Origin of the sequence: Chryseobacterium sp. 22532 (genome assembly GCF_052044665.1) — a bacterium.
Lineage (GTDB): Bacteria > Bacteroidota > Bacteroidia > Flavobacteriales > Weeksellaceae > Chryseobacterium > Chryseobacterium lathyri.
Map to the genome: position 1 here is coordinate 113,466 of NZ_JBQENJ010000004.1, position 20,770 is coordinate 134,235.

General features: G+C 38.1%; 20 protein-coding genes and 1 pseudogene. 15 read left to right on the plus strand and 6 right to left on the minus strand.

Features of this window, described 5'->3' with window-relative positions; translation table 11 throughout:
• Nucleotide 1: 1 nt before the first annotated feature.
• The gene (locus ACTJIV_RS11890; RefSeq protein ID WP_440627685.1) at nt 2-1,369 is read right to left on the minus strand and encodes a glycoside hydrolase family 28 protein; all 1,368 of its coding nucleotides are present in this window, start codon (nt 1,367-1,369) and stop codon (nt 2-4) included.
• A gap of 231 nt (nt 1,370-1,600) precedes the next feature.
• On the opposite strand from ACTJIV_RS11890, the pseudogene ACTJIV_RS11895 reads away from it, so the two are divergent.
• A pseudogene (locus ACTJIV_RS11895) lies at nt 1,601-1,783 on the plus strand (helix-turn-helix domain-containing protein); the annotation flags it as partial.
• Between the two features lie 38 nt (nt 1,784-1,821).
• Here ACTJIV_RS11895 and ACTJIV_RS11900 read toward each other — a convergent pair.
• The 5 genes from ACTJIV_RS11900 to ACTJIV_RS11920 form a co-directional block, all read right to left on the minus strand.
• Complete coding sequence (locus tag ACTJIV_RS11900; protein WP_111960299.1) at nt 1,822-2,568, minus strand: glucose 1-dehydrogenase; 747 nt, start codon at nt 2,566-2,568, stop codon at nt 1,822-1,824.
• A 141-nt stretch (nt 2,569-2,709) separates the two neighbouring features.
• On the minus strand, nt 2,710-3,603 hold the full coding sequence (locus ACTJIV_RS11905) for a helix-turn-helix domain-containing protein (protein ID WP_223559787.1): 894 nt from the start codon (nt 3,601-3,603) through the stop codon (nt 2,710-2,712).
• A 213-nt stretch (nt 3,604-3,816) separates the two neighbouring features.
• Complete coding sequence (locus ACTJIV_RS11910) at nt 3,817-4,728, minus strand: helix-turn-helix domain-containing protein (RefSeq protein ID WP_440627687.1); 912 nt, start codon at nt 4,726-4,728, stop codon at nt 3,817-3,819.
• Nucleotides 4,729-4,731: 3 nt separating this feature from the next.
• Nucleotides 4,732-5,487, minus strand: coding sequence for an alpha/beta fold hydrolase (locus ACTJIV_RS11915; RefSeq protein ID WP_440627689.1), 756 nt, complete (start codon nt 5,485-5,487; stop codon nt 4,732-4,734).
• Nucleotides 5,488-5,685: 198 nt separating this feature from the next.
• Nucleotides 5,686-6,042, minus strand: coding sequence for a winged helix-turn-helix transcriptional regulator (locus tag ACTJIV_RS11920; RefSeq protein ID WP_336379265.1), 357 nt, complete (start codon nt 6,040-6,042; stop codon nt 5,686-5,688).
• A 393-nt stretch (nt 6,043-6,435) separates the two neighbouring features.
• Between ACTJIV_RS11920 and ACTJIV_RS11925 the strand changes: the two genes are divergently transcribed.
• The 14 genes from ACTJIV_RS11925 (at nt 6,436) to ACTJIV_RS11990 (ending at nt 20,750) form a co-directional block, all read left to right on the plus strand.
• Complete coding sequence (locus ACTJIV_RS11925; RefSeq protein WP_440627691.1) at nt 6,436-7,188, plus strand: SDR family NAD(P)-dependent oxidoreductase; 753 nt, start codon at nt 6,436-6,438, stop codon at nt 7,186-7,188.
• 315 nt (nt 7,189-7,503) lie between these two features.
• On the plus strand, nt 7,504-8,325 hold the full coding sequence (locus ACTJIV_RS11930; RefSeq protein ID WP_440627693.1) for an alpha/beta fold hydrolase: 822 nt from the start codon (nt 7,504-7,506) through the stop codon (nt 8,323-8,325).
• A 50-nt stretch (nt 8,326-8,375) separates the two neighbouring features.
• The gene (locus tag ACTJIV_RS11935; RefSeq protein WP_223559781.1) at nt 8,376-8,864 is read left to right on the plus strand and encodes a MaoC family dehydratase; all 489 of its coding nucleotides are present in this window, start codon (nt 8,376-8,378) and stop codon (nt 8,862-8,864) included.
• A 178-nt stretch (nt 8,865-9,042) separates the two neighbouring features.
• Nucleotides 9,043-9,966 carry an alpha/beta fold hydrolase gene (locus ACTJIV_RS11940; protein WP_440627696.1) on the plus strand — a complete coding sequence of 308 codons (924 nt, stop codon included), beginning with the start codon at nt 9,043-9,045 and terminating at the stop codon, nt 9,964-9,966.
• A gap of 62 nt (nt 9,967-10,028) precedes the next feature.
• Nucleotides 10,029-10,661, plus strand: a complete 633-nt coding sequence (locus ACTJIV_RS11945; RefSeq protein ID WP_111960315.1) for a hydrolase — start codon at nt 10,029-10,031, stop codon at nt 10,659-10,661.
• A gap of 20 nt (nt 10,662-10,681) precedes the next feature.
• Nucleotides 10,682-12,070, plus strand: coding sequence for an alginate export family protein (locus tag ACTJIV_RS11950; RefSeq protein ID WP_440627698.1), 1,389 nt, complete (start codon nt 10,682-10,684; stop codon nt 12,068-12,070).
• Nucleotides 12,071-12,091: 21 nt separating this feature from the next.
• Nucleotides 12,092-12,838 carry a M17 family peptidase N-terminal domain-containing protein gene (locus ACTJIV_RS11955; RefSeq protein WP_440627700.1) on the plus strand — a complete coding sequence of 249 codons (747 nt, stop codon included), beginning with the start codon at nt 12,092-12,094 and terminating at the stop codon, nt 12,836-12,838.
• 5 nt (nt 12,839-12,843) lie between these two features.
• Nucleotides 12,844-14,733, plus strand: a complete 1,890-nt coding sequence (locus ACTJIV_RS11960) for an amidohydrolase (protein WP_440627702.1) — start codon at nt 12,844-12,846, stop codon at nt 14,731-14,733.
• A gap of 12 nt (nt 14,734-14,745) precedes the next feature.
• A complete protein-coding gene (locus ACTJIV_RS11965; protein WP_440627704.1) occupies nt 14,746-15,171 on the plus strand; it encodes a DoxX family protein in 426 nt (141 codons plus the stop codon).
• A 1-nt stretch (nt 15,172) separates the two neighbouring features.
• The gene (locus tag ACTJIV_RS11970; RefSeq protein WP_111960325.1) at nt 15,173-15,646 is read left to right on the plus strand and encodes a Dps family protein; all 474 of its coding nucleotides are present in this window, start codon (nt 15,173-15,175) and stop codon (nt 15,644-15,646) included.
• 5 nt (nt 15,647-15,651) lie between these two features.
• Nucleotides 15,652-16,317 carry a YoaK family protein gene (locus ACTJIV_RS11975; RefSeq protein WP_436806758.1) on the plus strand — a complete coding sequence of 222 codons (666 nt, stop codon included), beginning with the start codon at nt 15,652-15,654 and terminating at the stop codon, nt 16,315-16,317.
• A 46-nt stretch (nt 16,318-16,363) separates the two neighbouring features.
• Entirely contained in the window at nt 16,364-18,634 is a 2,271-nt protein-coding gene (locus ACTJIV_RS11980; RefSeq protein WP_440627707.1) for a tetratricopeptide repeat-containing sensor histidine kinase, read from the plus strand.
• A gap of 21 nt (nt 18,635-18,655) precedes the next feature.
• Nucleotides 18,656-20,008 (plus strand): sigma-54-dependent transcriptional regulator, encoded by a 1,353-nt coding sequence (locus ACTJIV_RS11985; RefSeq protein WP_440627709.1) that lies wholly within the window; start codon nt 18,656-18,658, stop codon nt 20,006-20,008.
• A gap of 103 nt (nt 20,009-20,111) precedes the next feature.
• Nucleotides 20,112-20,750: a TMEM175 family protein gene (locus ACTJIV_RS11990; protein ID WP_440627711.1), complete on the plus strand. Its 639-nt coding sequence runs from the start codon at nt 20,112-20,114 to the stop codon at nt 20,748-20,750.
• Nucleotides 20,751-20,770 lie beyond the last annotated feature (20 nt).

The following is a 20,770-nucleotide window of genomic DNA, read 5'->3' on the forward strand; positions in this document are numbered from 1 at the left end:
TTTATTTTTTTAAATCAGTTAATGGCTTTCCGTTAACAGTGACATTTTTCAGGGTGACATTCTTTAAAAAATCAACATTATAAGGAATTTCAACACCGTTAATTTTAGCATTAATCATGGTAAAATCTGTTACCGGAGAAGATTCGTAGGCATCAGAAAGAATGGCATATTTTCCGCCTTTTTTTACGGTCAGGTTTTCTACCCAGATGTTTCTGATAGTAGGGATGAAGTTGCCCGGTTTTTCATAATGCATATTGAAACGCACCGCAGCTTCTTTATAAGCGCCTACTTTTGTATTGTAGAAGAATACATTTTCAATAATTCCGCCGCGGCTTGAACTGGTTTTAATGCGAAGTGCCCTGTCAAGATTTTTACTGTCCATCACATTTCCTATGGCATAAATATTTTTTGCTCCGCCTGCAATTTCGCTTCCGATCACTACACCGCCGTGTCCATCTTTCATTTCACAGTTTTCGATGATGTGGTTTTCCGCTGGTTTCCCGATGCCTCTTCCGTCTTCATCTCTTCCGGATTTTATGGCAATACAATCATCTCCCGTATCAAAATATGAATCTTTGATCCACACATTTTTACACGCTTCAGGATCGAAACCATCATTATTAGGACCATGACTGATTACTTTTACTCTTTCAATCAAAACATTTTCACACAATACGGGATTAAGGTTCCACATTGGAGAATTTTTCACCAAAACATCCGCCATATAGAAATTTTTACTCTTATAAGGCTGAACGAAATTAGGTCTCAGATAATATCCGTCACCAAATATTCTTTCTCTCGGATTTTTCTTTTGAGCCATGTATTCATGCAGTTTTGCACGGGCAGGATTTTGTCTTCCCGGACGGGATTCGTTCCAGCCATATTTTTTTGCACCACACCAAAACCACCAATGGTCGTTGTCAGAGTTTCCGTCCAGTGTTCCTTTTCCGGTTATAGCAATATTTTCTTCTTCGTAAGCATAGATCAACGATGAATAATTCATGCATTCCATTCCTTCCCATCTTGTGAAAACAATAGGATAATCATTACTGTCATGACTGAATAAGATCGTTGCATGTTCACTAACATGTAAATCCACATTGCTTTTTAAATAAATAGCCCCTGTCAAAAAGATTCCTTTTGGAACGACAACCCTTCCTCCGCCTTCTGCATTGCATTTTTCGATGGCTTTTTTAAAGGCTTCCGTATTTTTTGTCTTTCCATCGCCAATGGCCCCAAAATCGGTAATTATATAGTCTTGTTTTCTGAAGTTGGGCTTTACAATTTGTTTTTTTAATGTCTTGATTTCCTGTAAAGGTTGTTCTGAGGAAGTCCAAGGTTTGTATTGCGCCGAAACGGGAATTGACATGATTAATGCGAAAAGTATTAAAGCATATTTTTTCATAATGTTAGAGAAATATTAGTTGAAGAAAGAGCATCAATATTAAAATCTCTTTCTTTATCGCAATCTAAAATAATTATGATTAAAAATTATCCTGCACTGTCGGTATACAATTCATTAATTGTTTCCTGGGACATTTTGTGATGGGAAGAAGACTTTTCATGGGTTGAAGGACACAAGTGAAGAACTGCAGGAGAATGGATTGATGAAATCGTGTTAATGGCAGTTAAAGGAATGTTGAAAAGCTCAAACCTAACTTTTGCACAAGTTGCTGATGAGTTTCATTTTTCCAATGCCTCTTTTTTCGGGAGATACTTTAAAGCCAGAACAGGACAAACGCCATTGGAATATCGAAGTCTTAAATTGAAAAAAAAGGATTAATTATTTTAATCCTTTTTTAATGATTATAAATATTTATTCTATTGGATACTCATTCCGCCATCAATAATCTGTTCTGTACCAGTAAGAAAAGAAGATTCGTCGGAAGCGAGGAATATAACAAGGTCGCTTACCTCTTTTGCATCCGCCATCCTTCCCAATGGAATAGCATCGGCAGCGCCACTGCCATCTTCGTCTGTAGCTTCTACCATCATTGGTGTCTTTATGTAGCCAGGATGTACTGAGTTGGCGCGGATATTTTCCTTCCCATACTCAACTGCAGCAGCTTTGGTCATTCCACGTACAGCAAACTTACTTCCCATATATGCTAAGCTGGGATAGCCTGGAATTGCAATGATCCCTGCTATTGATGAAATATTGATAATGGAACCTATACCAGCTTTCTGCATTGATGGGATTGTATATTTCATTCCGTAAAAGACACCATTTTGATTGATGTCAACAACTTTCTGATATTCTTCCTCAGAAATTTCGGTTATCGTTTTTATGGGTCCAAGTATTCCTGCATTGTTTACCAGGACATTGACCGGTCCAAATCTACTTTCCGCCTCTGATATTACTTTTTTCCAGTCCTCTACACTGGTAACATCTTGTTTTACAAAAACAGCATTCTCTCCTAATTCATTTGCGATCTTTTGGCCTTTCTCTTCATTAAGGTCAGTAAAGATCACTTTCGCACCTTCAGCTACGAAGGTTCTTACATGGGATTCTCCCATGCCCTGTGAGCCACCTGTAATGATGGCCACTTTGCCATTTAATCTTTTCATATTGATTTCATTTGATTAATAAAAATATTGATATGCATAACACCATGGTCCGTTCTAAAATTCGATCATGCTTTCATATCAACATAAAAATCAACAGGATTTGAAATGTCCAAATCTTTACATTATTTACCTAATTCTCTACTATTGTAATTCTGCTGCCAGTTGATTTCGATACTTTTTTGGAGAAACATTCATATTTTTTTTAAAGAACTTACTGAATGAGTAAATATCTTTGAATGATAATTTTTCTGCAATTTCGCCAATGTTATTATCAGAATTCTTAAGTAATAGGATAGACTGGTCTAATATTGCATTTTGTATTATTTTGCTGGGAGTAATGTTCAGAGAGTTTTGCACGATCTTATGCAGATAATTTACAGTGATATTAAGCTGAAATGCATAATAGTCAAGATTTTGTTCATGCAGATAGTTTTCACTGACCAACCGCATAAAGCTTTCTACAAGATGATGACTTCTATTAAAAGTGAATTGTTTGGATGAAGGTCTATATTTACTTATGACCAGATCGGTCTCACTGATAAGAACTAACATCAAGTTCTTAGCCGTTTGCTCCCACAGTTCCGAATTTATAAAGGAAAGGAGATCAAAGATCTTTGAAAAGAGATCTTGTAAGCGATTGAAATCTTTAGACTTTAAACTATAATATGTCCCGAAACGGCGTTCAAGAAAAGTTTTTTCTGTTATGGATAAAAAATGATTATCAAGGGTTTGGATAAATTTTTTATTAAACAGGACAAAAGCACCTTGTGTACCAGGAGAAATTTCAACGATCTTGAGATTCTGATGAGGGCGATATATGAAAAAAGAACGCTTCTTATTATCTATATGAAGTAATTCTCCATCAAGTTCCACAACAAGTTGCCCTTTATTAATGATTCCATATGAGAAATAATCAGGTGTCAGGATAAATGGTTCAAAAGACTCAGGTATATCGGTCAGAAATAAAAAGTCCTCGGTATAATTCCATTTTAGTTCACGAAATGTGATGATATTTTTAATCGAGTATGAGTCCATTGGAAAAATAATTGTATAAATAGTTATTAAATTAATTGGTCAATGAAGATGATCATTTTGAATGCAATTTTTGCACATATCTTTAAACTTTTGTCAAATTATTTATTTGTTGAAGAAAGATATGTTTTTAAGAGTCTTAAAAGCAAAATTATAAGATGGCCCGATCCTCTAACGGTGGAATGCGATCCAAATAACCTGAAAGAGGGCAGGTATTTAGCTAAACGACTGCCTGAAATTCAGAGGCGAAACTTTTGTCTTGGCCTTAAATAATTTACTGAATGACTGCAAATGTTCAAAACCCAGTTCATACGCAATTTCACTTACCGTCAAATTTGTAGTAGATAGTTTTTCTTTGGCTTTTTCAATCAATTTGTCATGGATATGCTGCTGAGTATTTCGTCCCGTCAGCACGCGCAGCAAACTGCTTAAATATTTCGGTGAAATATTAAGTTCCCCAGCAACGTACTGTACAGTTGGAATACCCTCTATCACTAAGTTATCACTGTTAAAATAGCTCGAAAGCAGATCTTCCAGACGGCTTAAAATTTGATGATTGCTCTTCTGACGTGTGATAAACTGACGCTGATAAAACCTATCCGTATAGGTTAGAAGCAGCTCTAATTGAGCAATAATGACTGTCTGGCTGAACTTATCGATTTTGTGCTGATATTCGATTGCAATATCCTGAAATATCCTAACAATAGACTCCTCTTCTTTGTCTGAAAGAAATAATGCTTCATTAATAGAATAATCAAAAAATTCATATTCCCTTATCCTTTTTGATAAAGATGTGTTCCACAATAGATCAGGATGGATAAGCAATAATAGCCCTGAACGGTTTGTTATTTCTTCTACATCAATTTCAAACACTTGGTTTGGAGACATCATAAACAGAACACCCTGCTCAAAATCACTTTGCTGCTGTCCGTATTTCATCCTGCCTCTGAAATCCCGGTCAAGTAACACAGTATAAAAATCAAAGATCAGACTGACATTCGCCATACAAGGCATTATAATGGCACTATAATCTATAACACTGATCAGGGGATGCTCAGGATTGGGAAGTCCCATCACCTTATGATATTTACTGACCGTTTCGATCCTGAGGGGCAGATTGTTTTCCATAATTTAACGATTTTGATCCTGTAGAACCTCTTCAAGTTTTTTCACGAGGTTTTCGGGCTGTTCACGCATAGCGTAATGACCACCTTCCAGGTTATAAATTTTCCAGTTCCTTGCTTTTGCTCTGCTGTACCCCATTTTTTCATTCGCAGGTTTGCCATTTTTTGTCATTGAGATATAAACAGCCGGGATATTTTTCACCAATGGATTCCTTATCTTCAAAGGTTCAGTAAAAGTTTTTAATGGCTGGGGGACATCGGTGGGATAAATATTTTTTGCTGGACCGAATGGATAAAGCATAACAGTATCCTTTATAAACGGAACCATCACTTTATCCCATAGATCCCCACAGACATCTTTGGCGCTTTCGCCATCGTTAGGAACCATAGCATCCAGATAAATCAGGTTGCTGATACGGTCGGGGACCTGTTCTGCTACCCCGGAGATAACCATTCCTCCATAACTGTGGCCAACAAGGATAACGTTATGCAGGTTTTCGAACCTGATCACATTTACGATATCTGTAACGTAAGTTGTAAGATTTATGTTTGCATTCGATAGATGAACTCTCTCTCCCAGACCTGTTAAAGTGGGACGATAGACAATATCTCCTTTTTTGCCTAAGATAGAATCTACCTTAGCATAATCCCAACCGCCATCCCAGGCACCCGGAACAAATAAAAAAGTCCGGGGCTGATGTTGCTGGCCAAATACCATCATGGAAAACATCATGCTTGTCAGTATAAAAATTGCTGTTCTCATCTTTTTATTGTTTAATTCTTAAAGCAAATTTATGCAGTAATGTAGGAAGCAATTTAGCCTGATTGCACTTTGTTTTAGTCAAAATGCCTGTTGATCATAAGTGTCAACAGATTTGGCTGAGTACAAATTTTGTGTTCACATTATGGCTCCTTTATCTATATTTTGATACGCTACTTGGAAAATAACAAGTAACGAACATTATTTTCCGATAATTTTATTCCGATGTACAATTCCCCAATCTGAAAGTTCGCTGATAATCCTTTGCAGCGTATTGCCGTGTTCTGTCAATTCATATTCAACTGTTATAGGTTGTGTAGGTAAAACTGTTCTTTTGACCAGCTGGTTGAGTTCCAGTTCTTTCAATTCTTTGCTCAGCATTCTGTTGGAAACACCTTCAACATCATTCAGAATGTCTGAAAATCTTCTTTTACCGTAACAGCAGATCGACGAGATAATAGCGATCTTCCATTTTCCGCTCAACGCATCCATGGCATCCTGAACGGATCTCATTCTTTTCTTTTGTTCCTGCTGGAATTCTGTTATTGCACACTTCATTTATTAATTAGTTATACTGTATGTTAATGTTATTTATTATTTATCTGTACAAAGCTGAAATTTACTTTTGTTTAAATGAAAAGTCGAAATTCCTGTTGTTTAATGCAATACAGATTTTTTTATCCCCTTTCATTGAGGTATTAATACTGTCCGGATGTCTTTTTCAATATTCTGTTCTCAGTTTTTTCAGGTGCGGAGAAAACTATACCTTCCTTCGTATCCCATTAAACTTAGACCGAACCTTTTTTCTTGTTTTCCTGTTGAAAATCTTTAATCTGATACGTTACAATGTTACTGTGTTACCTCTGTGTTACTGTTATTTTTAAGTACAAAGTTACTAAAAATAACTTGATTGATCTACCTTTGTTGCTCAAACATTAAATAAAAGAAATAATGGATAAATTAAAAAATAAGGTTGCCGTGATTACAGGTGGCAATAGCGGTATCGGGTTTGGTATTGCAGAAGCATTTAAAAATGAAGGAGCTGTTGGTGCTATTGTAGGCAGAAATCATGACACTTTAAATAATGCTGTGGCTAAGCTTGGCGATAATTTTATAGGCATCAATGCCGACGTAACTAATATTGCCGACCTGGAAAGAGTGTTTGCAGCAACTGCAGAAAAATTTGGTAAAATAGATGTGGTTGTAGTCAATGCGGGTGCTGGAACCGTAGGAACTGTGGCAAATTTAAGTGAAACCGACTTTGACAAAACAATTGATCTGAACCTGAAAAGTGTTTACTTTACTGTTCAAAAAGCATTGCCTTATATGAATGATGGTAGTTCTATTATTTTGATCGGGTCAAATGCTGCACATCGGGCATATGCGAATTTTACGCTTTATGGTGCTGCAAAAGCAGCCGTAATCTTTTTTGCAAAAGGATTTTCAAACGATCTTTTAGAAAGAAAGATCAGAGCAAATGTAATAACACCGGGTACAACAGATACACCTGCATTTGAAAAGTTTGTTCCTGCAGAACAAATCGAAGGTGTAAAAACACACTTTGCAAGTGTAATGCCAACAGGCAGAATAGGCCAGCCATCTGACATTGGTAAAACCGCAGTATTCCTGGCCTCTGATGATTCTTCATTCATGCTTGGGGCTGAACTTCTTGTTGATGGAGGGATGACCTATCTGGCTAAATAATTCAAAAAAGATAGCTTTAAGCGCTATAGCCAAGGAAATCATTACGGAACTAAATTTTTAAATTTAGTTCCGTAATGATTTTTATTTCCAGTGAAAAATATTTATGCACATTGGCTTTATGGATATTAAATTACGTATTTACTGATCCTGATTTTTTCTGATATTTAAATAACAGTCTCATAAAACTACGATATATCGTAGTTTATTTTTATTTGGCATGTTTTTAAATATTTGAATTACAGGGTTTTATATTTCTAGTGCGCTTCTTGTAATTAATTTTTATGAATTTAATTATCAATCAAATAATCTACAACAATGAGTACACTAAAATTAAAAGACGGAACAGAAATTTTTTACAAAGATTTTGGAACAGGACAGCCTGTTGTGTTTCATCATGGATGGCCTTTGTCATCTGATGACTGGGATGCCCAGATCATGTTTTTCCTGCAAAAAGGATATCGGGTAATCGCCTTCGACAGAAGAGGGCACGGACGTTCAGGTCAGACTACTACCGGACACGAGATGGAAACTTATGCTGCCGATGTTGCTGAACTGACAGAATATCTGGATTTAAAAGATGCGATCCACGTAGGACACTCAACCGGGGGAGGTGAGGTGATCCGTTACGTAAACAAATATGGTAAAGACAGAGTTGCCAAAGCGGTTTTAATCAGTGCTGTTCCACCTGTGATGGTAAAAAGTGAAAATAATCCTGATGGGGTTCCCATGGAAGTTTTCGACGACATCAGAAACCAAACTCTTACCAACAGACAGCAGTTTTATATCGATTTGACGATTCCTTTTTACGGATACAACAGAGAAGGTGCTGTGATAAAAGAAGGGGTGCAGAGAAATTGGTGGAGACAGGGGATGATGGGAAGTATCCTTGCCCATTATGAATGTGTAAAAGCATTTTCAGAAACCGATTTTACGGAAGATTTAAAGTCTGTTGAAATTCCTGTTTTAGTGTTACACGGAGAAGATGACCAGATTGTGCCTTATCAGAATGCGGGTGTAAAATCTGCCAAATTACTGAAAAACGGCACATTGATTACTTATCTGGGATTTCCCCATGGAATGCCAACTACGGAAGCAGAAACCATTAATAATGATATACTGGCATTTATAAAAAAGTAAGCTTTTTATTGGGTGTGAAATAGTAATTTATTCTAATTCAGAAAGTTTTTATGGAAAATTCAAATACAAAACAACCAGCATTTAATCCTGAAGATTTTTCAATTGTACCGGCTCGCAGTTTCGATGAACTGGCAGTAGGCGAGGTATTCAGAGCTCCAAGCAGAACATTGACAGATGCTCATGCTTCAGCTTTTCAAACCGTATCATGTGATAACCATCCTATACATTATGATGCAGAATATGCCAAAAGACAGGGGCATGAGGCACCAGTAGTTCATGGTTTACAGGTTTTGGCCTTTACTGCGCCGGGGGCAACCTTGCTGCCGCATTATTTCGGGAAGGTTTTCATCAGCTTTTTGGAACTTTCATGTAATTTCCTGAAGGAGGTTCATTCCGGAGATACCTTATATTCTTCGCTCACGATTACGGATTTGAGTCCGCAGGGAGATAAAGGGATTGTGACGACCAAAGTAACGGTATACAACCAGAAATCAGAACTTGTACTGGAAGGTCAGCATAAATACTTATTGAAGCGATAAATTACAACCTATTACAACAGTTAATAGCTGATGTTTTTTTCAAATCCTCTGCCTCATTTTTCACAAGGGTATCATCTCTTGAACGTGGAGTAGCGGATTTGAAGAAATCTCTATCAATCATCACAATACTTATTCGTCAGATGTGATTTTTTAAATACATCTCTAAATACTTTATATCATGAAAATTAAACCAATGATCAGTGCGGTTATTGTATTAACCACATTATTAGTTTCGTGCAACACGAAAGATAAATCGGAAAAAAGCACTGAAAAAACAGCTACAGCAAGAGCTGAATATATCGAAGTTGAGCCCAATGTAAAACTGCATGTTACCGATCTGGGCAAAGGAAAACCGGTTATTTTGATCCACGGCTATCCTTTGAGTGACGCTTCATGGGAGTATCAATACCATGCTCTGGTAAAAGAAGGTTACCGGGTAATCGGAATTACCCTGAGAGGTTTCGGACAGTCCGATAAACCTTATGGAAAATACAATTATGATCAATTTGCAGCCGATATCAAAGCCGTTCTTGATCAATTAGACATCAAGGATGCTACCCTGGGCGGACATTCCATGGGTGGTGCGATTGCCCTGCATTATGTGGCAAAATATAAAAGTGCCCATGTAAGCAAATTGGCCTTGTTTTCAGCGGCAGCTCCCTGCCATACTAAAAAGGCTGATTATCCTTATCCGTTTTTTACTAAAGAAGACATCTCGAAGTGGGTTGAATTAAACAATACAGACAGACCTGCATTATTGGCAGCCATCGGTGAAAAATTTGTGTATTCCCCGACTTCTGTTTCTCCCGGAATTGGAGCCTGGCTGGGCAGTATCGAAATGCAGTCGTCCCCATATGCAATGGAACAGGCACTAATTGCTTTAAGAGATGAAGATCTGCGCGGCGATCTTCCAAAAATTAAAATCCCCACTTTAATTCTCCACGCGAAAGAAGACAAAATCGTGTCTTTTGCATTGGCGGAACAAATGCATAAAGCTATTTCAGGATCTCAATTGGTTCCTTTTGACAAAAGCGGACATGCTTCATTCCTGGAAGAAAAAGATAAGTTTAATGCAGAATTCATTAAGTTTTTGAAACAATAAGTACGGTCAAAACTTATTCCGCTTAACCCGAATAAATATATAATAACAAACAAATAAATTTTATGAAACCATCAACCAAATTACTTTCTCCGGATAATCATACGCTTGTATTGATCGATTTTGAAGGTCAAATGGCATTCGCTACGAAAAGCATCTCAATGAATGAACTGCGTAATAATGTCGCTGTAGTCTGCGGAGCGTCCAAAATATTTAATGTACCGACAATTGTAACAACGGTAGCCGAAGAAAGCTTTTCAGGTCCGGTATTTCCTGAAATCGAAGAAGCATATCCTATGGCAACTTCAGGATACATTGACAGAACAACAATGAATACATGGGAAGATGAAGCAGCTTATAAAGCAATTGTAGCCACTCAGAAACAGAAGTTGGTTTTCGCAGGATTATGGACCGGTGTATGCATCGTAGGGCCTGCTTTGTCTGCTCTTGAAGAAAACTATGATGTGTATGTTATTACTGATGCCTGTGGTGATGTAAGTGATGAAGCCCACGAAAGAGCAATTCAGAGAATGATTCATGCAGGAGTAAAACCAATGACCTCCATCCAGTATATTTTAGAGCTTCAGAGAGATTGGGCACGTCAGGAAACCTATATTCCTGTGACTGATTTAATGAAAAAATATGGGGGTTCTTATGGATTGGGAATTCATTATGCTCATCATATGCTGAACCATTAATATTTATATAAAAATTTTCAATGTTGAGATCTGCACATTACATATGGTCTTTAAAAACGGTCATCTTTCTGCTTTTTTTATTTTCAGAAAACTTATCTGCCCAGAGTTTCAAGCTCCTGCGTTACGATGAGAATTATGAATATTTAAAAGATTCTTCAGATACTTTTTATAACAGGGTAAAATTTCTTCCCCTTAATGAAAAGAAAGATAACTATCTGTCTTTTGGAGGCGAGGCACGCTATGAATATGTAGATTTCAACAATGAAGATTGGGGAAGACTGGATATAGGACACAACAACTTTTTTCTGCAGCGGTATGATCTTCACGCAGATATGCATTTGGGAGAAAATATCAGGGTCTTTTCACAGATCAGAAGTGCTTTACAGAACGGAAGAAAAAACGGATCAAGAGGTATTGATGAAGATCAGTTAAGCATTCAAAACCTTTTTATTGATGTTAACCTGATCAATAAAACAGCTCAGAAACTGACTTTCAGGCTGGGCCGTCAGGAACTTGATTACGGTTCGGGAAGATTAATCTCTGTAAGAGAAGGTCCCAATGCAAGACTTTCTTTTACCGGAGCTAAAATAATGTATTCCCATAAGAATGTTTTTGTAGATGCTTTTGCCATGATGGCAGATAGTATCAATGCAGGAATTTTTGATAATAAGATTTCAAAACAGCTCAATCTGTGGGGCGCTTATTCTAAAATAATTTTTCCGCAAGCCGGAAACCTTGATCTGTATTATATCGGGATGCGAAGAGACGAATCCGTTTTTGAAGCTGGGGCGGCAAAAGAAAAACGCCACACGATCGGAGGTAGATTTTGGAAATATGGCGGTGGATTGATCTATAATCTTGAAGCAGCGTATCAGTTTGGAAGTTTTGGAGATCAGCATATCAGTGCCTGGACAGGTTCCGTGGATATTGGCTATCTGTTTGAAAATGTAAGATTCAGACCCAGCATCAACCTGAGGAACGATTACATTTCCGGAGATCACTCGAAAGATGATGGAAAGCTTCAGACATTTAATCCTCTCTATCCAAAAGGCGGATATTTCGGCTTCAGCCCACAGATCGGACCGGTGAATCTTATAGATATTCATCCTTATATAACCCTGGACTTAACTTCTAAACTCAAAATGCAGATGGATGTTGTTTTCAACTGGCGGTATGCTCTTCAGGATGGGGTGTACAGACCAAGTGGGGTGCTCAATCGGCCAGGCAGCAGTTCTGATAAAAGATATATCGGAACAGCCTATTTAACCAATTTTACCTACAGTTTTAATCGTTATTTCTCTTTAGTGAGCGGAATTCAGTACTTCAGAAAAGGAGCTTTTATTGAAGATATTATTCCTAATGCTAAAAGTGGCGTTTTCTACAATATCCGGTTAGGATTCAAATTTTAATCATTACTAAAATCATTTATTATGCAAAATTCAATATCAAAATATTTTAATTGGTCCAAAGCGGTTTTTGCCGCATTGATTCTTACAAGTTCAGGAATCCAGTTTGTTTCAGCGCAGACATTAACTGAAACAAAAGCAGCGGTAGGAACCACCACCACGTGGGGGAAAGTAGACGGGGTTTCTGTTGTTGGTCTTGTACAGGGACCATCTGCAGCTGTGGCAGACCTTCAGATTGCCTGCGTTTTCGAGTATACGGAAGGTGATATTTTCAATCCCCCTGCACTTCCTGCCGAACTGAACGGAATGGTTCACCTGGATGAAGCATTAAAAGGAATCATTACAGAAGTCAGAAAAAAAGGTCAGTTCAAAGGCTATGCTTTGGAAACATTACTCATAACGCCACCGAAAGAAAGTTTAGCCTCTAAGAAACTGTTACTGATAGGATTGGGCGACAGAAATTCTTTCGATGCCGGATTAATGAAAAAAGTAGGAAGCGTTGCAATGAGAGAAGCTTTGAGGCTGAACGTAAAAACGGTTTCTTTTGCCAGCGATATTAAAGATGCCGGAATAGATTCTCCCACAGCTTTGGTTGCAGGAAATGTGGTTTTAGGAGCATTTGATGCCTACCGTACACAGTCGTATTTAAATACCCAGCATTTATCTGAAAAAATGGAGTTACAGAAACTGATATTGCTTGCAGGTCCGTCATTTTTCAGTGTTGCAGGAGAAGGAATTAAAGAAGCTGTTTCAAAACTGAATGCCCAATAATTCCTATGAAAGCAGACCTTATTTTATATAACGGAAAGATTCACAGCTTCAGTAAAGAAATAACGGATATTTCAGCTGTTGCCATGAAGGAAGGTGAAATTATTGCTCTGGGAAATGACGGGTTGGTAGACCAGTTTGCAGATGCAGCCACAGAGATTATCGATCTTAAAAAGAAAAGAGTTGTTCCTGGAATTAATGATTCCCATATTCACCTGATCCGGGGAGGATTGAATTATAATCTTGAATTAAGATGGGATGGTGTTCCTTCGTTAGCCGACGCTCTCCGCATGCTTAAGGAGCAGGTTGACCGCACGCCTTCACCCCAATGGGTACGTGTTGTGGGCGGATGGTCAGAATTTCAGTTTGCGGAAAGAAGAATGCCTACGTTAGAAGAAATCAATGCGATTGCCCCGGAAACCCCTGTTTTTATCCTGCATTTATATGACAGGGCATTAATGAACAGAGCAGCACTAAAAGCAGTTGGGTATACCAAAAATACTCCGGCACCTCCGGGCGGTCATATTGAAAGAGATTCAAATGGAGAACCGACAGGGCTTATTATTGCAACACCCAATGCAATGATTTTATATTCAACATTGGCAAAAGGTCCAAAATTATCCTACGAACATCAGGTAAATTCTACCAGACATTTTATGAAAGAGCTGAACCGGTTTGGGATCACAAGTGTCATAGATGCAGGTGGTGGTTTTCAAAATTTCCCGGATGATTATCAGGTGGTCAATGAACTGAATGAAAATAAGCAGTTAACGGTAAGGATTGCCTATAATTTATTTACTCAAAAGCCAAAGAATGAGTTTGAAGATTTCAGCGAATGGATTGACACCGTAAAGCTTTATCAGGGTGATGATATGTACCGTCATAACGGAGCTGGAGAAATGCTGGTTTTCTCTGCCGCAGATTTCGAGGATTTTTTACAGCCAAGACCGGACCTTCCCGAAAATATGGAAGCTGACCTCGAAAAAGTAGTCCGATTATTAGTGGAAAACCGGTGGCCTTTCAGACTTCATGCCACTTATAATGAAAGCATCACAAGATTTTTAAATGTTTTTGAAAAGGTAAACCAAGATATGCCATTCAACGGGCTTCCGTGGATTTTTGATCACGCTGAAACCATTGATGAAAGAAATATTGAAAGAGTAAAAATGCTCGGCGGCGGAATTGCCATCCAAAGCAGAATGGCTTACCAGGGAGAATACTTTACAGACCGTTACGGTTCAGCAGCGGCAGAAAATACTCCTCCCATAAAGAAAATGCTTGAAATGGAAGTGCCTGTTGGTGGTGGTTCAGACGCAACAAGAGTCAGTAGTTACAATCCCTGGATGTCTATGTATTGGCTTACTGTGGGAAAAACGGTTGGCGGGCTTCAGCTGTATCACGAAACAAGGCTGGACAGAGCAGTTGCCCTGGAGTTGTATACCAGGGGAAGCGCATGGTTTTCTCAGGAACAGCAGAAAAAAGGAGATATCCAGGTAGGAATGTTTGCTGATCTGGCAGTGCTTGATAAGGATTACTTCACGATAGAAGATGAAGAAATCAAAAGTATAGAATCGGAAATGACTATTGTGAACGGTAAAATTGTCTATGCAAAAGGAGACTTTTCTTCATTCGCACCACCGTCCATCCCTGTTCTTCCGGACTGGTCACCGGTCAATTTGTACAATGGTTATTATCCTGTGGGCGGACATGTACAGAAAGATATTGAAAAAAATGCAAAAGCAAACTTAAAAGCCCCTCTGACTTCACAGGTGCACAGCTGTGCCGGAAGTTGCGATATACATCATCACAGCCACGATGCAGCAAGAATGAGTTCTGTCCCTGTTAATAATTACCATTCATTCTGGGGTGCGTTGGGATGCTCCTGTTTTGCCTTTTAAACATTGAAAATTATGGAAATTTTGAAACAGATCCTTGTGTCCGATTTAGGATCATCTTATAATGATTTTGCTTTTCTGATCTTCCGGGTACTCTTTGCCATCCAGTTATTCAGGGTTCACGGACTGAAAAAGTTCAGGCTGGAAAACGGGCAGAAGGAAATCATTCCGAATCCTCTCGGACTTCCGGAAAAAATGAATGCTTTGGTGGCTTCGTATGCCGATTTGGTTGTTCCTTTTTTAATCATTTTAGGTCTGGGAACCAGACTCGCCATATTACCCACAATTGGCGTAACGGCGATCGGCTATTTCATCGTTCACAGAAAAGATTCTCCCGAAGTGCGCGATGTACCTTATATGTACACCTTGTCTTTACTGTTAATTCTTGCTCTGGGTGCAGGAAAATATTCACTCGATTATTATTTATTAAATCTACTTTAAAATGAAAACTTCAATAGGAATAAAAAATGAAAACTTAGCGAAAGTCGCTGAGGTATTGGTTCAGACATTAGCAGATGAATTTGTACTCTATACCAAAACAAAAAAAGCCCACTGGAATGTGGAAGGAGCAGATTTCTACAACAAACATCTGTTTTTTGAGGCTCAATATGGGCAGCTGGATGAGATTATCGATAATCTTGCCGAAAGAATCAGAACATTGGGACATTATGCACCGGCTACGTTAAGAGAATATCTTGCCCTGACTCATTTGTCTGAGCATCACTTGGAATCGAATGACAGCCTCACCTATATGAAAGAACTCCTTTCTGATCATGAAAGTATTTTGATTCATCTTCGTGAACATATAGAAAACTTTGCTGTTGAATTTCATGATGCAGGAACCAGCGATTATATCACCGGATTATTGGAAACTCACGAAAAAATGGCTTGGATGCTGCGTTCACATTTAAAATAAAAAGGATGGAAATAAAGAATAATATAGGCTTTGTCACCTTACTTTTAACCATGATCGCGGGATATTGTGATACCGTAACTTTTGTATCGGCGGATGCTGTTTTTTCAGCGCACGTTACGGGAAACTTTATTGTATTTGCCTATCAGTTGGTGAAAGGTTCCGATGTTCACGCATGGGTAAAGCTGCTTACTTTTCCCGTATTTATCCTGGCGGTCATCACAGGAGGGCGGATTGCTTATAGGGTGACGAATCACTATACCATTCTGTTTTGCGAAGGACTTTTGCTATTATTAAGTGGAATTACCGTAGCCATACTGAGCTATGCCGGTATTTTTACAGAATGGATGATGTATGCCGTTGCTATGGTCGCTGTTTTTGCGATGGGACTGCAGAATGCTTTCGGAAAATTATATGCTAAAGAAACGCACGGGCCCACTACGATGATGACCGGAAATGTCACCCAGGCATCTTTGGATGTTGGAAATTTAATGAAAAACGGTTTTAACGATGTGGATGCCCTGGCCAGTTTAAAAAAACAACTGGTTACTATTTTAGGTTTTTTGACCGGATGTTTTTTAGGGGCTTTTGCAGGGAAACAGTTCGGTCTTGTAACACTGGCTTTACCGGGGTTGGCAATGATCATCTGCTATCTTTATCACCGTAAAATTTAGTCTGTAAAGACTGGTAAATAATTGAAGAATGAATTATCTTTAAAAAATGAATTTTATCCTTTATTTTATTAATAGAAATCCACTAAAGATATTTTATTTTTCATTGGTTTTGCTGTTTTTAAGTATCTCATTAAGAGCTCAAACCAGGGAAAATCCTGTGCTGCTGAGAAAGCAGATCTCTTCTTCAAAAAATGATACGCAGAAAACAACTTTATTGCTGAGATTGAGCGATTTTTATATAACCAAACAGGGAGAAGTGAAAAAAGATCTCGACAGTGCGGCCATCCTTAACAGGGAAGCAAACCTGCTGAGTGTAAAAACCGGAGATAAGCTGAACAAAGGAAAATCAATGTTTCTGGAGGCAAAGATTGATAAAGAAAGAGGGAATAAAACAGTTGCCTTTTCAAAAATGAAACAGGCTGTCAATTATTTTGAAACCCATAAAATGACCGAACAGACAGGAGAAGGATATGAGGAGCTTTCTTTTATGTATGATAATGATCCCAAAAATATCGATATCAAAATAAAGCTTAAAGAGAAAGCTCTTATGCTTTATAAAAATTCAGGAGCAAAGCTGAAGCAGGGATCTGTTTTAAAAGATCTGGGTGAGCTGTATAACATAATGGAGAATCCGGATAAGTCGATACCATTGCTTAAAGAAGCTTTATCCGTTTATCAATCGGTTAAATTTAAAGAATTGCAGGGTGTTTATAATTTCCTTTCTCAGGCTGAAGTTCAGAAAGCAGATTACGAGGAGGCTTTACGTTACGGACTTTTAGCTGAAAAAACAGCCGAGAGCCTTGATGATAATTCTTTGCAGATGAGTTCCATATGCAACCATGTAGGAATGGTTTACTATTATCTGCGCCAAAATGACGATGCCCTAAAATATTGGAAAAAAGCATTAACCATTGCCAAAAAGAACAATGATAATTCATACGTACGCACAGTGGCTAACAATATTTCTACCATGTTGATCAGACAAAAGAAATTTGAGGAAGCGATTGCCATGATAAAAGAATATAAAGCCCGGTACCCGATTACAGACCAGGAATTTGAAATGACTGAAAATTATATTCTCTTCAGTACGTATACCATTCTTAAAAAATTCAGTAATGCTGAAATGTATTATAAGATACTGGTGGATTATTATGGTGAAAACGGAGAGAAGAATAACAAGCAGATTTCACTGTTGAGAAGCTTTGTTTTTTATCATTACCAGACCAGGAATTATAATGCAATGTATCGTGAGGCAAAGCTTTTTGATTCAATAGCCAAAAAAAACGGGAATGATATGCTGCGTTCTGAAAATCATTTGATTTGGTTTAAAGCAGATTCTGCCCGGGGAAAATATCTTGACGCAATTGAACATTACCAGCTGTATAAAAAGCTCTCAGATTCTGTTTTTAACGGCGAAAAAAGCAAGCAGATCAACAGCCTGAAAATCCAGTTTGAAACAGATCAGAAAGATAAAAACATCCAATTGCTTACCCAGAAAGGAAAAGTTCAGGAAATTCAGATTACCAATGATACTTTTGTAAAGTACATTTTTATAGGAAGCATTCTGGTGCTGATTATTTTTGCAGCCTTACTTTACAACCGGTCAAGACTGAAAAGTAATGCCAATAAAACGCTTGAGCTGAAACGTAAGCAGATCGATGAACAGAATGAGCAGCTGAAAAAACTGCTGTCCGAAAAAGAATGGCTGCTGAAGGAAATTCATCACAGGGTAAAGAACAACCTGCAGATCGTAATCAGCCTTTTAAATACACAGTCAGCGTACCTGGAGAATGAAGATGCTTTAATGGCCATTCAGAACAGCCAGCACAGGATGCACGCCATGTCTTTGATTCATCAGAAACTGTATCAGTCAGATAATCTGTCAATGATAGATATGTCGTGGTATATTTATGAATTGATCAGTTACATCAGAGAATGCTATTCATCAGAAAAGAAGGTCAGCTTTACGATGGATATTGACAAGGTTTTTCTGGACGTTTCGCAGGCTGTACCCATGGGACTCATTGTCAACGAAGCGATCAATAATACCGTTAAATATGCATTTCCTGAAAACCGGAAAGGAGAGGTTATCGTCACTTTTAAAAGTATCGGAAAAGACTATTTCGAATTGATTGTTTCCGATAATGGAGTAGGGCTTCCGGAAGACTTTAACATTGATGAAAGCGAATCTCTAGGCATGAATCTCATGAGAGGATTAACTGACCAGCTCGACGGAACTTTTCTCCTGGAAAATAAAAATGGTTTAAAGATCATCATCACATTTAGGAAAAAAACAGAAATTGATATTTCAAAATAAGACGTTGAAATTTAAATCAGAATGAAAGAAAAAATTTTAATTGTAGAAGACGAATTCATCGTGGCCAATGATCTTAAGATTATGCTGATAAAGGCAGGTTACCAGATCACCGGAATTGCCTCTTCGGTAGTTCAGGCCAGGAGATTAATTGCAGAAAATAAACCCAATTGGGTCCTTCTTGATATTATGCTCAAAGGCGATCTTACAGGAATAGATCTTGCCTGGGAATTGCGTGAAATCAACCTGCCATTTCTATATATTTCGGCCAACACCAATCAGTCAACGCTGGAAGCGGTAAAAGAAACCCAGCCTTATGGATTTATGGTTAAACCTTTCCGTGAGCGGGATCTGATCGTCATGCTTGATATTGCCAAATACCGTTTCGGCATTGAGGAAGGAGGAGGGTTTGTGAAAACCAGTGATCATGGTATCATTGAAGGAATTATCGGAAAAAGCAATTCCCTTCAGGACGTTATTGAAAAAATAAGAGTGGTTGCACCTACCCATACTTCCGTACTTGTGGTGGGAGAAAGCGGAACCGGAAAAGAAAAAGTAGCCCATTCTGTACACGAACTTTCAGAACGAAAAGATCAGCCTATTGTGGTGGTGAACTGTGCAGCATTGCCTCATTCTCTCATTAAATCTGAACTTTTCGGTCATGAAAAAGGAAGCTTTACAGGAGCCAATGCCATGAGAATCGGGAAGTTTGAACAGGCAGACGGAGGAACTATTTTCCTGGATGAAATCGGTGAATTACCCTTAGACTCACAGGTAAAACTTCTGCGTGTGCTTCAGGAAAAAGAAATCGAAAGATTGGGTGGGAATAAAACCATTAAGGTCAATGTCAGAATTGTTGCAGCAACCAACAGGTCTTTAGAAAAAGAAGTGGCGGAAGGAAGATTCAGGCTGGATTTATATTACCGGTTAAATGTTTTCCCCATCGAACTGCCGCCATTAAGAGAACGAAAAGAAGATATTGAATTGTTAGCTCATTTTTTCCTGACCAAATATGCATCAGCTTCAAGACGAAATATTACTTCGATAAGTGCACAAGCTTTAGATCAGCTTCATAACTACAACTGGCCGGGAAATATAAGGGAATTGGAACATCTTATAGAAAGAAGTGTTCTCCTGGCAAAAACAGCGGAAATTGAAAATTTTGACCTTCCCAATATCATAGAAAAGCCTTTTGATCAACCTCAGGGCCAATTAAAATCGATGGAGGAAATGGAAAGAGATCATATTCTGAATGCCCTGCAAAATTCCGGCGGGAAAGTTTCTGGAATAGGAGGAGCGGCTGAATTATTGAAAATGCAGCCTCAAACACTTTATTCCAAAATGAAGAAGCTGGGAATTGATAAAGGGTATAAATAAACCTGAATAAAGAAAAATAATTTACACATTTAATCTTGTTGAAGTCACTTATGGATAAGTGAAGCATTTTTCATGCAATTTTCAACCTAATTAAGTTTAAAAAATGGGCAACAATATAGAAAAAGAAACCGTCAGAATAGAAGGGTTCAGTGATGCTGTTTTTGCGATTGCCGTAACACTGCTGGTTTTGGATCTTCACTTACCGGAAGAACATGCAATAAAAAACGGAAATGATCTTTTCACCTTTATGAAGAGTCAATGGCCTGTATTTTTAGCCTTTATCCTTTCTTTTTTCAGCATTTTTATAATGTGGGTGAATCATCATAAGATTTTCAAACAGATCTACAGCCGTAATTCGGCTATTATGTTTGCCAACGGACTGATTCTCTTTTTAGTTTCTGCAGTTTCTTATCCTACCGCTTTGCTGGCCAGATATTTCAATGGGGAGGCATCTTCTATGGTTGTAGCTATATATACGGGAACTTTTGTTCTGATCAATTTTGCCTATAATTTGCTTTGGTTTGTAGCCAGCCGCAATAAGAAGCTTTTGCGTCCGGGAATTACGGATGCTGCGATTAAAAAAATCCGCAATAATTACCTTTATGGTTTTCCCATCTATCTCATTGCATTGATGTTCTCGTTTTGGATTCCTGCGGTTTCCTTAATAATGATTTTAGGCTTGTGGATCTTCTGGGCTTTATCTTCAGGGAAAATTGAAATGAGTATGAAGGAATCAGAATGATTAGCGGTTTCACAGTAATT